Here is a 12,599-nt window from a genome sequence, read left to right as displayed (position 1 = left end):
CAGGACCGACGGTACGGCGCAATTGCGCCAAAAGACTAGCGCCCCTCCAAGGCTGCCAACAGGTCGGTTCGAGATCTTGAGCGATGTTTCTTCAATGCTGCTGCCGCTTCTTCGGCGCGGCGTTCCATCGCCAGACCCATGATCTGCGCGTGTTCTTCATCAACCAATTGGACGTATTCGGGTTCGAATATCCTCTTGGGCAGCAGAATCCGGCGGTACCGCTCGGAATGCAGGCTGAGTGTCCGGATGAAGAACTGATGCCATTCCGAGGTATGTGCACCGATCAGGGCCAAATGAAATTCCCGGTGGAAATATTCCCTTTCGATAAGCGAGGTTCCTTCCCGCGCGCGCTCGCGTTCCAGCCTGTGAAACGCCAGAACCATGCGTTCTTCCCACTCGGTATCCCCATGCTGGATCGCCTTGATAAAGGCCTGCGATTCCAGCTGGTCCCGTAGATCGAGCACCTCGACCAGATCTTCCGAGGACAGATCGCGGACGCTGAAACCGGTCATGCCTTTGGTTTGCACAAAGCGCTCACCCGCAAGCCGGTTCAGGACTTCGCGGCAGGATCCGGTGGAGCCGCCATACTCGGATGTCAGCTCACGCACTTTCAGCTTCTGTCCGGGTTCCAGCTTGCCCGACCGAATATCCTCGAGAATCGAATCATAGATTCGGTTCGTTATGGGCTCTTTGGCGGTCGAGGCCGCCGAGTTGGGCAAAATATCCGTGCGCATTCTTCATGTTTAACATGCGATCGGGCATCAGAAAATAGTCGAATTTGAAATTATTGACCGATAATTATGTTTCTGATACTAATTTTCTAATCTTCGATATAAAGGAAATGTTCGAACATATGATTGGACGCTACGACATAGCCCCCATGCCGGACCAGATCGACGGCGAAATCTTGTCGATGCTGTCCGGTGTCTCGGTCGCAACGGTCGGTCATCTAACGTGGACCGGCTTTCTGGATCATCACCGCATCACCCCGCGCCAGTCCGACAAACGCATCATGGGAACAGCCGTGACGCTGCGGTTGCCCACGCCGGATTCGACTCTGTTGCACTATGCGTCGGGACGGGTGCGTCCCGGCGACATCGTCGTGATCGATCGGGCAGGGGACACTCGTCTTGCCTGTCTTGGCGGCAATGTTGCCTATGGGCTGGTGCAGTCGGGCGCGGCGGGTGCCATTGTGGATGGCCCGATTTGCGATCCCGACGAAATCCGCGAGCACGACTTTCCTGTTTGGTCCTGCGGTGTTTCACCCATCACCACGCGTCGGACCGGCCCCGCTGGCTGCCTCAATCTGCCCATCAACTGCGGCGGCGTTGTTGTTCATGCTGGCGATCTGATCATGGCCGACGATAGCGGAGTGATCTGCATTCCCCGGGCCGAAGCCGCAGAGCTTGTCAAAGCAGCGGCAGCGAAAGAAGACACAAGCACCCGCCGCCGCGCGGACATGAAGGCAGGGGCCACTCTTGGCGCTTTGTCCGGTGCCGATGACTTGGTTGCGCAATTCGCTGTGAAGCTGGAGACAGCGCAATGACCGATCTTGCAGCGACCACCAGCTTGGATGCCCGTGCGGCTGTTGCCGCCGACACGCCCTTTCTGATTCCGGTCGGCTCGACCGAACCACACGGGTGTTACACGCCCATGGGGGATTACCGGCTGGTCGATGAACTGGCCAAACGACTGGCCGAGGTGACAGGTTGTATCACCGTGCCGACGCTGCCTTTTGGTCATGCCACCTATTTTCAGAATGCGCCTGCGGGCATTGCCCTGTCAGCCGAGACATTTGCCGCCGTTTTCTCGGAGATCGTGGACGGCCTCATTCGGGACGGCATTCGGAATATCCTTGTCCTGAACGGGCATGGCGGCAATTCCGGGATCATCGCCAATCAGCTTCGGTTGGCGCGTGCCAAGCACGGCATCATCATTCCGTCGGTTAATGTCTGGGGCAAGTTCGATGACGACGTGTGGAACCGTGCCCAGCCCGAGTTCGGAATTCGCGCCAAAGGCCACGGGACCGAGCCGATGGGCTCGCTCAGCCGCTATCTGTTCCCCGATGACTGCCCCCCGCAGCAGGACGTGCATCGTAAAGGCAAAGGCGAGATGAACGGAATCCCCCTTGTCTCGATGCATCAAGGCAAGTTCGAGGATCTCGACATAAACTTACCCGTTTATGCTGAAGACATCAGCGAAGACGCAAAAATCAACGGTGAAAACGTGCCGTTCAGTGCCGAGGCAGGCAAGATCTTCTTCGACAACATTCTGCATAAGCTGACCCGCTTTGTGGATGCTTACTTCAACCTCAATTCTGCGCATACCAATCAAGGGAGAAGACCATGTACAGAACACTCAAAAGCGTAGCCGCAAGCGCGACGATCGCACTGGCCGCTATGGCCGGTGCGGCAACTGCCGCCGACAACTTCCCGAACGGGCCGGTCACTATTGTTGTGGGCGCAAAACCCGGTGGCGGGCTTGACACACTGTCCCGCATTTTTGCTCCGGCTCTGACCGAAGCGCTGGACGATCAGCCCATCGTGGTGGCGAACCGTCCCGGCGCGGGTCAGCTGATCGGCCTTAAATACACCAAACCTGCAAAAGCTGACGGCCAAACCATCGTGATGATCTCGGGCTCGGCCATGATTGCAACCATGGTTAAGGAAACCGGGGTTGACGTTCTGAACGACTTCAAGCCGGTGGCGCATGTTGCAGTGGCGAACCTGGCTGTTGTTGCCCCCAAGGCGCGCAACCTGAATTCGGTTGCCGATCTGAAGCAAGCCATTCTGGACGCGGATGCGGCAGGCGAGCAGCTTCGCTGGGCCCATACCGGCAAAGGGTCTATCACCGATGTCGCCATGACCAGCTGGTTGCTGGCCAACGGTCTGCAGGACAAGGTGCAGGACGTCCCGTTTGCAGGCGGTGCCCCGGCCCGAGCGGCGATCATCGGCGATCAGGTGGCCTTTGGCGTGGTTGGCACGCACCACTATCTGGCCAACCTCGACACCATGAGCGCCATCGGCGTTATGGCTGAAGAACGTGATGGTCTGGCCCCCGACATGCTGTCCTTCGCGGAACAGAACACCGAGTTCGTTGCAATGCCTGCGCCGTACATCGTGCTGGCCCCCAAGGATACGCCGGATGAAGTTGTTGCCGAGCTGACCGCAGCGTTCAAATTTGCAATAGACGACCCGGCCACGAAGGAAAAAGTCAAGAACGCCAACCTGAATGTCGTGTTCATGGATGGTGCTGAAACGCATGAGCACATGAAAGAACTCATGGACGCATGGCGCCCGACGACCGACTCGGTTGCAGGCTCTCTGTAAGAGCATCTTGATCAGGACCGGAGGCGGTACGCTGCCTTCGGTCAACGAAAATTGGGAGGGAAAGATGCCTAAATGGCTTGATGGCGAGATCCTGTTCGGTCTCTTCATGATCGTAGTTTTTCTGGCGGGCGCGTATGATCTGCTGTCAGTTGGTGGCTTAGCCGGGATTGCGCAAGACAGCGGAGTTGCCTTCGCTTTGGCCATCATCGTGTTGTCGGTCATTTTGCTTTCAGTGGTCGTTCTATCCCCAGCCGCACGGGCGCGAACGGACGAGGACCCGGACACGTATCAGCCCTTCATGACACGGCGCGGCATCCTGATTGCGCTGGTGGGCTGTTCTTACCCGATCCTCTTCTGGGCGGCCGAGTATATCATCGCAACCGTGGTTGTGGGATTTGTCGCGGTCAGCCTGTTCACCGGCGAATTCGGGCGCAAGCAAGCGACGATTGCGGTGTGCTTCACCCTGTTTTCCTACCTGCTGTTCTTCTTTGTCCTGGGCATCACCGAAGGCGACGGCGCACTGATCTCGACCGGGTTGAACGACAAGGTGCCCACCTGGCGCCGTGATTTCTTTGCCGCGTTCTGAACGCATCCGAAGACCGATCAAAAGGAAATAGAATATGTCTCCATTCCTGGAAGGTATGTCGGCGTTCATCACCAGCCCCAGCGCGGTGTTTGTCGCTATCATCGGCTCGGTTGCGGGTATTCTCGTCGGGGCCGTTCCCGGGCTTAGCGGTACAACCGCAGTCGCCCTGCTTTTACCTTTCTCGTTCTATCTGGATCCGCTGATCGCGTTGATCCTGATGTACACGATCTCAAAGTCATCGGATTTCGGCGGTTCGATCCCCGGAATTCTGTTCAACACTCCCGGGACCCCTTCCGCGGCGGCGACTATGATCGAAGGTCATCCGCTGGCGCGGAAGGGCTACCCGGTAAAGGCGCTGCGTGCGGCGACGGCGGCATCCGCGACAGGTGATTTCTTCTCGGAGTGTCTGCTGATCTTCGGCGCGGCCTATCTGGCAGTTTATGCTGTCAAAATCGGTCCGCCTGAACTGGTGACGATCTATATTCTGGCTTTTGTCGTGATCTCATCGATCATTGGTGAATCGATGATCAAGGGCATCATCAGCACCCTGTTCGGCATTACCATGGCTTTGGTTGGGTTCGATCCGATCTCGGGCAATCTGCGCATGACGTTCGATCAGCTGCCGCTTATGGATGGCCTGCCGCTGGTTCCGGCGCTGATTGGGATCTTTGTGGTTGGCGAAGTGTTCCACCGTTTTGATGTAAAGGATTTCGGTGCGACCTCGCACAAGGATCAGAAAGGGCGCAAGGACGAGGTCAGCAAACCCGACGACACGTTTGGTTTGATGGACTATCTACGCGTATTGCCCACAATCGTGCGGTCGATGTTCATCGGCGCCTCGGTCGGTATGTTCCCGGGCATCGGCGCCTCGGTTGCGTCGTTCCTGTCCTTCGGCGAAGCCAGACGGCAGGCCAAGCCCGATGACGAATGGGGCAATGGCGAGGTCAAAGGCGTTGCAGCATCAGAGGCGGCCAACAACGCGACCTCTGGCGCCAACCTGATCCCGCTGCTGACACTGGGCATTCCCGGTTCGACGCAGGCAGCACTGCTGGCGGGTGCGATGCTGATCCACGGCATAACAGTCGGGCCACAAGTATTCACCGAAGACGCCAACCTGATCTATGCACTGTTCAGCGCCGGTCTGTTCTGTATCGTCGCCTACTTTGTTGTGGGCTTCTGGTTCAGCCCGATGATCGGACGGATCATTCTGGCGGTGCCTGCGCGGATCACCTATTCGCTGATCCTGATGATCTCGGTCTCGTCGGCTTATGTGCTGCATTCGTCGCTGTTCGACGTCTGGATCATGGTACTGTTTGGCGTCCTTGGCTATCTGTTCCGGCGCTACAACTACAACATTCCTGCGTTCATGATTGCCTTGCTTCTGGGCGGCGGAATGGAGCGCGCGGTGCGCCAGACCCAGCTGCTCGCCAATGACGGCCTGTGGATCATTTTCCAACGCCCGATCTCGCTGACCATCCTGATCCTGACGGTGATCATGATCATCATGCGAGTCAGAAAGGCACGGATCAACAAGGCGCTGGCCGCGATTCAGGACGATTGATCTCAAACACAGCATCCGCCCTCTGCCATACGCAGGCAGAGGGCAGGGCCTTTTCAATGTATGAGGTTTCTTATGGCCATTCCTTCTGAAATCACCGCCTTTGCCGGTGAAATGACCAGCTGGCGCCGACATCTACATGCCCACCCTGAACTGGGCTATAAGGAGTTCGAAACCTCGGATTTCGTGGCCCGGCACCTGACCGAATGGGGCATCCCGTTCGAACGCTTGACCGAGACCGGCATTGTGGCAACCCTGCGCGCAGGCGACGGCAACCGTGCGGTTGCTTTGCGGGCCGACATGGATGCGCTGCCGATGGAGGATCAGGGCGATGTGCCCTGGGCCTCGACCGTACCGGGGGTCATGCATGGCTGCGGCCATGATGGGCATACCGCGACGCTGATGGGGGCGATGAAATACCTGTCGCAGACACGTCGGTTTTCGGGCACAGTTCATGCCATCTTTCAGCCTGCCGAGGAAGGGCTGGCCGGTGCCAAAAGCCTGATCGATGCCGGACTTTTTGATAAGTTTCCTGCTGACATGGTCTTTGGACAGCACAACGACCCGCTGCTGGCAGAAGGGATGATGAGCGTGGTCAAGGGCCCTACAATGGCCGCGTCCGACCGGTTTTCGATCACAGTCACGGGTAAGGGCGGGCACGCTGCTCGTCCGCATCACACCGTTGACCCTCTGATCGCTGGGGCGCAGGTTGCTTTGTCACTACAGACGATCCTCTCGCGCCGCATCGATCCGTTGGAGAATGGCGTGATCTCGGTGACGCAGTTTCATGCTGGAACAACAGGCAACGTGATCCCCGAGGTGGCCGAACTGCACGGCACCGCCCGCAGTCTAACACCTGAGGTGCAGGACGAATTCGAAAGGCTGATTGCCGAAGTCGCCCACAATGCAGCTGCCACAATGGGGGCCGAGGTTGCCGTCGACTACCGGCGGGGCTATCCGCCTGTGATCAACGCGGACGCACCGACTGATTTTGGCATGGGTGCAGCGATTGCTGTTGTTGGCGCTGACAACGTGATGATGAAGCGCCCGCCTGCGATGGGGGGCGAAGACTTTGCGTTCTTGGCCCAGGCCCGCCCGGGGTGTTTCGCGCGGATCGGCACAACCAAGGCCGGAGTACAATCAGTGCCGCTTCATAATCCGCGTTACGATTTCAACGATGATGTTCTGCCAGTCGGCGCGGCCTGGTTTGCCGAGGTGGTTGAAACCGTGCTGGCCCCGACCTGCATGCCCAACTGATATGAGCACCGTTCTGGAACGCATCGCGGATTGGTGCATTTCGTACCAATCGACGGAACGCCAGCGCGCACTTGCAGCCGATGCGATCACGGACACGGTCGCATGTATGTATCTGGGGCGCGATGACCCGGCGACGCTCAGCGTGCGACAGGCCTATTTGTCGGGGTCGACTCAGGACGGCCCCGCGCGGCTGATTGGCGGCGGGCGGTCAGATGCTGCCATTGCCGCCGCAATCAATGGAACCGCAGCCCATGCGCTGGATTTCGACGATAATTTCCGCCCCGCGCTCAGCCACGCCTCCGCTGTTTCGGTTCCGGCTTTGCTGGCAATCGGCGACGAGCTGAACGCATCCGGTGCGCAAGTCGTTGAGGCCTATCTTGTCGCGTTGCAGGTCCAAGGCCTAATTGGCGCAGGCGTCGTGCCCTCTCATTACACAGCTGGCTGGCACAGCACGTCGACAATTGGCACCATCGGAACGGCGGCTGGCGTGGCTTCGATGATGAAGTTCGATCGGGTGCAAATCGTGCGCGCGATGTCGCTGGCCGTCAGCTTCGGTTCGGGCAGCAAGGCCCAGTTCGGGGCGCCCGTCAAACCGTTCCACGCGGGAATGGGCGCAAAGAATGCTATCGAGGCCGCCCGTCTGGCGCGAGCTGGCATGTCCGGGCACGACGATATCATCGAACGCGAGCAGGGGTTTGTTGAACTTTTCGGTGGCAAAGAGCCTCGCGGCTATGCCGACCTCAACGTAGCCCCTGACATGCCCCACTATATCGAAACCGCTGGTGTCATGCCAAAACGGTTCGCCTGCTGCGGGTCCAGTCATATGGCCATCGACATGGCGCTGGATTTGCAGGACGAAGGGGTGATCACCCCCGAGAACATCGCAGACATCTCGGTCAAGGTGCGCATAGCGAACTATAGGAACATGCCGTTCAAGCATCCCAAAAACGAAATGGAAGCCCGGTTTTCGATGTCATATTGCATCGCGCGCGTGGTGCGGGCGGGCCGCTTGAGCGTGGCGGATTTCACTCCAGAAGGAGTGGCAGCCCATGCGGATGAACCTCTGCTCGACCGCATCAAGATGACCCACTATACTGCCGAAGAAGAGGCCGCCGAGGATTTTCTACCTCATATCCTGACCGCTACGTTCAGGGATGGATCCCAGATAGAAAGAGTTCGGCGTAATCCCAAAGGCAGCCTTACCGAACCGTTCTCCGATGCACAGAAACAGGAGAAATTTCTGGATTGCATGGGCAGAAACCAAAGCGCCAGTGACCTTTATAAGCGACTGCAAAGGATCGCAATATTGGGCTCTCTCGCGCCACTTGATCCACTATTCAATGAATAAGGCTCAATCTGCGGCGCCAGATCTCCGGGACAACCTGACTTAGCTCTTAAAATAGGCGAGATGGCGATCTCTGCATGACCCGCTCTCGGTCGAAGCAATGCAAAACCGATTGGGTACCGAGGGCGACTCGGAATTATCACAGGCATTTTCTAACCTACGCCGCTATGATCCCTAAGCCCGGGCGGAACCCATGTCGACCGGACCAAGCACGACACGGCGGCAGCCAAGGCGCGGGAGATAGCCAGGTATGACCAAATCAAACAAAGCCGATCAGCACGTCGCCGACCGGTGGAACGACAACGCGGATCAATGGACCGCGGATGTTCGGGCGGGATATGATACCTATCGCGATCTGTTCACATGGCCCGCGTTCCGGCGTTTTCTCGGCGATGTGTCGGGCCTTGATGTGATGGATTTCGGTTGCGGCGAAGGAACAAACACGCGTCGACTGGCCAGGGTTGGTGCTCGGATGACCGGCATTGACCTCTCGGATCGTCAGATTACCCATGCCCGCGCAGCCGAAGCAGAGGACCCTTTGGGTGTTTGCTATCATGTTGCATCCTTTTCCCAGCGCACCTCATTTCCCGACCGATCTTTTGATCGGGTGGTGTCGACCCTTGCCCTCATGGACGGTCCTGATCTTTCCGGCGCCCTGCGCGAGGCGTTTCGGCTGTTGCGGCCGGGTGGGTTGCTGGCCTTCTCGGTTCTACACCCCTGTCACATTTCACCCGGGTTGCGCTGGGAAAAGGATGCGGCAGGACGAACAACTGGCCTGATCGTTGATCGATATCATGACCGGACAGCTTTTACGGAGGAGTGGCGCTTTTCGGCACGACCCGTTTCGGAAGCCAATGACCAGAAAGCAGAACCGTTCTTGGTGCCTCGCTTTCCCCGTACGCTTGCCGACTGGATCAACGCAATCGTGGAGGCCGGGTTTGTCATTGACCGATTAGAGGAACCGGTTCCTGACGAAGCCGCGATACGCCAGCAATCCCGGTTTGCCCGCTGGCGGGATCAGGCCGCGTTTCTACTAATGATCCGTGCCCGCCGTTCCGCCCAAATGATATAAAGGACCATCTAACGGTTTGAAACCGGCACCGGGCAAAGACGTAATAGAACATCGCTGCCCAAGGACCGTTCAACCGTTGGGGCCGAAATAGTTGAACAGCTCAATGGTCGAGTTCACACCAACCTTTTGCTGAATACGCCCCCGGTGAATCTCGACCGTCCTGGGGCTAATCCCCAGTTCTGTCGCAATCTCTTTGCTGGAGCTTTTGGAAGGGTGGGTCAGGATGTGATGCAGCACCTGCTCTTCCCGTTCCGTCAGCATGGCGCGTTTCTCTGACATCTCCCGACGCCGCGCCTTCTTCGCGCGCAGTTCTGCGCCTAGCGTTGTCGCGGTCTCGATACGCTCGATCAACTGTTTCAGGTCAAAGGGTTTTTCAAGAAAATCGATGGCCCCAGCCTTGGTGGCGCGAACAGATTCCGGGATGCCGCCGTGCCCCGATATGAAGATGATCGGAATGGTTGAATCCTGTGCGACTAGGTGGTCCTGCAAATCCAGCCCGTCCATTCCCGGCATTCCGTAATCCAGCACGAGGCATCCCTCGGCATCTTCATTTACACTGGAAAGAAACGCCTGAGCGTCCGCAAAATGTTCGACGGACATGCCGCGTTTGCTAAGCGCGCGTGACAGCGCAATACGGACATCATCATCGTCATCGACAATGTAAACCTTGGCCCCCTGAACTGTCATGTCGCGCTCTCCTCGGGCCGGTCGCTGCGTCTGAGGGTAAAGCAAAAGCGCGCGCCTGTGCCGTCTGTCGGTTCATACCAGATGGAACCGCCATTGGCTTTGGCGATGGTGCGGCAGATCGACAGGCCAAGCCCCATTCCGTCAGTTTTCTGAGTATCGAACGTGTCAAACAAAGTGACGTTTTCATCAACACCGGGCCCGTTGTCTTCGACCTGAACTTCGATGAAATCACCGGCGATTGCGCTGCGGATTGTGATCAGCCCGTTTGGTGTATTTTCGCGGGCCAGCGCATCAATGGCATTACGCAGCAAATTGACCAAAATTTGCGCCACCTGCGTTCTGTTGCCAGTGACATGCGGCAGGTCTGTTTCGGAATAGTCCAGCGTGATTTCATGCGTCTTGGCTTCGGATTCCATCAAAGTCACCGTTTGACGGATCAGCCCGCCCAATTCGAACGGGGCCTGGCGTCCACGGTCTTTTCTGACCACTTCGCGCAGCGCGCGGATGATATCGCCTGCACGTCGTGACTGTCGGTCAATATCCGACAGGATTTCGGTCAGTTCGGGCTCGGGGTTTCCGATCTCGTCCAGTGTGATCTTGGCCGCATCCACATTGTAGGAAATCGCGCTGAGCGGTTGGTTAAGTTCATGTGCAAGGCCTGATGCCATCTCTCCCATCAGGTTGACCCGCGCAACATGAGACAGATCCCGGTTCAGGCGGCTGGCTTCGGCCTCGGCCTGTTTCTGTTCGCTGACGTCATCGACAATGGCAACAGCATGGTCGGGCACGCCGTTTTCATCCCGGATCAGGATGGCGTTTACACGCAGCCAGATGGTCGAGCCCTCTTTGCGGATGAACTGGTTTTCGGCGATGAACTCGGAATCCTGCAAAAGGGTTTCGCGGAACCTGACGGCGATTTGCTTTGCGTCCTTGGGCAGGGTGTCGGCAAGAGTCATGTTCACCATCTCACCTGGCTGATAGCCCATGATGTCACAAAGCTGATCATTGACCCGCAGAAACCGACCGGTTTCCGGCGCAATCTGTGCCATTCCGCGTGAGGCAAGATCAAAGGTTCGGTCATACGCCGTTTCAAAGCGCTGCCGCTGCCGAACTTCCTGCGTCAGCGTGGCACCGGTGTCTTCAAGCTCGCGATAGGGGCTGTGCAGGCCCTCCTGCGGGGTAATTTCCCCGCTAGATAGGCGTTTGGTCTGGCTGGCAAACGTGCGCACCGGCGCATAGATCCGGTCAGCCAGTGCCAGCCCGATCGCACCAGTCAGTATGGCGATCGACAGTGCGATCCAGATCCCCTGTACCCGGTTTTTCTTGATCTCACCGATGAAATTATCCTCGGCGGCGTAGAGTCCGATCAGCCAGTTCAAACCGGGTTCTGACACGTCGATCAGCATTGCGACGTAGTCCTGACCACCCAGTTCGAAATCGGTATGAACGGGGCCTTCGACCTCGGCCTTGTCTTTCTGCACCAAGGTGCCAAAGGCCTGACGCGCCAATGCGTCGTTGATCTGGTCCACCATCGGCAGTTCCGGATTGTCGAAATCCGCATCCTGATCGATCAGCACCAATGTTGGATGCGCCAGAACTGAGCCATCCTCGTTCAGCACCAGTGCCGCGCCACGCCGTTCCGACCAGATGTCCAGCAGAAAGCCCGACAGCGCATCGATCTGGATGTCAATGCCCAGAATGGCGCGGATTTCGCCCGCGTCGTCCAACACCGGCACGCCATAGGTGATCCCCGGCTGCCGGGTGGTGTAGAAGATATAGGGTTGCGTCCAGATCGGAGCTTTCGCGGCATCGACCATTGTAAACCACGGGCGGGTGCGGGCCTCATAGGTGTCGGTCTGGGTTTCGGCTGTCTCCAGCAGGGTGAACCGGTCATTACGCCACTGGAAATCCGCCGGGTGTTCGGTGATCTCGGGCGCAAAGGGGGGGATGACCTTGGTCCGATAACGGCCGGGTTCTTCGGTACGCATGACATAGACGAAACGGCCCGTTTCATCGGCAAGATATATGCCTGCCAGTTGCGGTGCAACTTGTAATTGCTGGAAAAAATGGCTCTCCAGTGCCGCCGTATCGTTGATATCCAGCACATCGTTTTCGGCCAGCCGCCGTGTGGCATCCAGCACCTGCCGTGCCGGGGTCAGAAAGCCTTTTACCTGGCTGATGACGTTGACGCTGACCTCGTTCAGCGAGATACGCGATTGCCGCAACAGCGCGTTTTCCGAACTGACAAATGTCGACAGTGTGACCGACAACACCGCCACAAATTGTAGCCCCGCCAGACATAAGGCCAGGGTCGCGCGCAGCGACCTGCGTCTGCGCGCGGGTTCAGCCAGATCGCGGCGAAGTTCCGGTTGCGCTGTGGTGTCCACTCTTCTGTCCAGACCGTCGTTACTGGTGGGCCCGCGTGCATCATGCCAGCCCCTCGACCCCCAAGCCTATACGTAATCTACCGTATAGACACCCGTTGTTTGAATTCGCTTTGTTCTTCTGCATCTGGGTGGCTGATTCCAAAACCATGTTTTGGGTCGATCAGGCATTCTCATAAGGATCAAAAAAGACTGACAACAGGAGTGTCAAAGTGCTCAATAAATCTTCAATCACAGCGGCTGTAACCGCCGCCTTTCTCGCGCCGGCTGTTTATGCTGAGGAGTTTATTACGATTGGGACGGGTGGTGTTACGGGTGTTTATTATCCGACGGGTGGTGCGATCTGTCGTTTGGTGAACAAGGGCCGTAAGGAGCATGGGG

The 12,599-nt window shown here is 57.8% G+C and carries 11 protein-coding genes; 8 read left to right on the top strand and 3 right to left on the bottom strand.

Translation table 11 applies throughout. From position 1 onward, the window contains the following. Positions 1–35: 35 nt before the first annotated feature. On the bottom strand, positions 36–734 hold the full coding sequence (locus tag ACR0FG_RS13575; RefSeq protein WP_480893524.1) for a GntR family transcriptional regulator: 699 nt from the start codon (positions 732–734) through the stop codon (positions 36–38). 119 nt (positions 735–853) lie between these two features. Here ACR0FG_RS13575 and ACR0FG_RS13570 point away from each other — a divergent pair, with 119 nt between their 5' ends. From ACR0FG_RS13570 to ACR0FG_RS13535, 8 genes are all read left to right on the top strand, one after another. After that, positions 854–1,546: an RraA family protein gene (locus ACR0FG_RS13570; RefSeq protein ID WP_480893523.1), complete on the top strand. Its 693-nt coding sequence runs from the start codon at positions 854–856 to the stop codon at positions 1,544–1,546. Continuing rightward, positions 1,543–2,370, top strand: a complete 828-nt coding sequence (locus ACR0FG_RS13565; RefSeq protein ID WP_480893521.1) for a creatininase family protein — start codon at positions 1,543–1,545, stop codon at positions 2,368–2,370. The genes ACR0FG_RS13570 and ACR0FG_RS13565 overlap by 4 nt, the downstream gene beginning before the upstream one ends. Next, complete coding sequence (locus ACR0FG_RS13560) at positions 2,346–3,329, top strand: tripartite tricarboxylate transporter substrate binding protein (protein WP_480893520.1); 984 nt, start codon at positions 2,346–2,348, stop codon at positions 3,327–3,329. The genes ACR0FG_RS13565 and ACR0FG_RS13560 overlap by 25 nt, the downstream gene beginning before the upstream one ends. A gap of 64 nt (positions 3,330–3,393) precedes the next feature. Then, complete coding sequence (locus ACR0FG_RS13555; protein ID WP_480893519.1) at positions 3,394–3,915, top strand: hypothetical protein; 522 nt, start codon at positions 3,394–3,396, stop codon at positions 3,913–3,915. 34 nt (positions 3,916–3,949) lie between these two features. Beyond that, positions 3,950–5,476, top strand: a complete 1,527-nt coding sequence (locus ACR0FG_RS13550; RefSeq protein WP_480893517.1) for a tripartite tricarboxylate transporter permease — start codon at positions 3,950–3,952, stop codon at positions 5,474–5,476. Between the two features lie 72 nt (positions 5,477–5,548). Further along, the gene (locus ACR0FG_RS13545; RefSeq protein ID WP_480893515.1) at positions 5,549–6,730 is read left to right on the top strand and encodes a M20 aminoacylase family protein; all 1,182 of its coding nucleotides are present in this window, start codon (positions 5,549–5,551) and stop codon (positions 6,728–6,730) included. A gap of 1 nt (position 6,731) precedes the next feature. Beyond that, the gene (locus ACR0FG_RS13540; RefSeq protein WP_480893514.1) at positions 6,732–8,078 is read left to right on the top strand and encodes an MmgE/PrpD family protein; all 1,347 of its coding nucleotides are present in this window, start codon (positions 6,732–6,734) and stop codon (positions 8,076–8,078) included. Positions 8,079–8,325: 247 nt separating this feature from the next. Beyond that, complete coding sequence (locus ACR0FG_RS13535; RefSeq protein WP_480893513.1) at positions 8,326–9,147, top strand: class I SAM-dependent methyltransferase; 822 nt, start codon at positions 8,326–8,328, stop codon at positions 9,145–9,147. 69 nt (positions 9,148–9,216) lie between these two features. Here ACR0FG_RS13535 and ACR0FG_RS13530 read toward each other — a convergent pair whose 3' ends face one another. Both ACR0FG_RS13530 and ACR0FG_RS13525 read right to left on the bottom strand, forming a co-directional pair. Beyond that, a complete protein-coding gene (locus ACR0FG_RS13530) occupies positions 9,217–9,834 on the bottom strand; it encodes a response regulator (protein WP_170715286.1) in 618 nt (205 codons plus the stop codon). Then, positions 9,831–12,221 carry a sensor histidine kinase gene (locus tag ACR0FG_RS13525; protein WP_480893512.1) on the bottom strand — a complete coding sequence of 797 codons (2,391 nt, stop codon included), beginning with the start codon at positions 12,219–12,221 and terminating at the stop codon, positions 9,831–9,833. Before ACR0FG_RS13525 ends, ACR0FG_RS13530 begins: the two co-directional genes overlap by 4 nt. Positions 12,222–12,599 lie beyond the last annotated feature (378 nt).

It is taken from the genome of Ruegeria sp. E1 (genome assembly GCF_056534225.1).
The sequence above is the reverse complement of the archived record's forward strand: the minus strand, read 5'-3'. Positions and strand labels throughout refer to the sequence as shown.

Coding starts and splice junctions, on each gene's coding strand:
- ACR0FG_RS13575 (WP_480893524.1), bottom strand. CDS start 734: ATGCGCACGGATATTTTGCCCAACTCGGCGGCCTCGACCGCCAAAGAG.
- ACR0FG_RS13570 (WP_480893523.1), top strand. CDS start 854: ATGATTGGACGCTACGACATAGCCCCCATGCCGGACCAGATCGACGGC.
- ACR0FG_RS13565 (WP_480893521.1), top strand. CDS start 1,543: ATGACCGATCTTGCAGCGACCACCAGCTTGGATGCCCGTGCGGCTGTT.
- ACR0FG_RS13560 (WP_480893520.1), top strand. CDS start 2,346: ATGTACAGAACACTCAAAAGCGTAGCCGCAAGCGCGACGATCGCACTG.
- ACR0FG_RS13555 (WP_480893519.1), top strand. CDS start 3,394: ATGCCTAAATGGCTTGATGGCGAGATCCTGTTCGGTCTCTTCATGATC.
- ACR0FG_RS13550 (WP_480893517.1), top strand. CDS start 3,950: ATGTCTCCATTCCTGGAAGGTATGTCGGCGTTCATCACCAGCCCCAGC.
- ACR0FG_RS13545 (WP_480893515.1), top strand. CDS start 5,549: ATGGCCATTCCTTCTGAAATCACCGCCTTTGCCGGTGAAATGACCAGC.
- ACR0FG_RS13540 (WP_480893514.1), top strand. CDS start 6,732: ATGAGCACCGTTCTGGAACGCATCGCGGATTGGTGCATTTCGTACCAA.
- ACR0FG_RS13535 (WP_480893513.1), top strand. CDS start 8,326: ATGACCAAATCAAACAAAGCCGATCAGCACGTCGCCGACCGGTGGAAC.
- ACR0FG_RS13530 (WP_170715286.1), bottom strand. CDS start 9,834: ATGACAGTTCAGGGGGCCAAGGTTTACATTGTCGATGACGATGATGAT.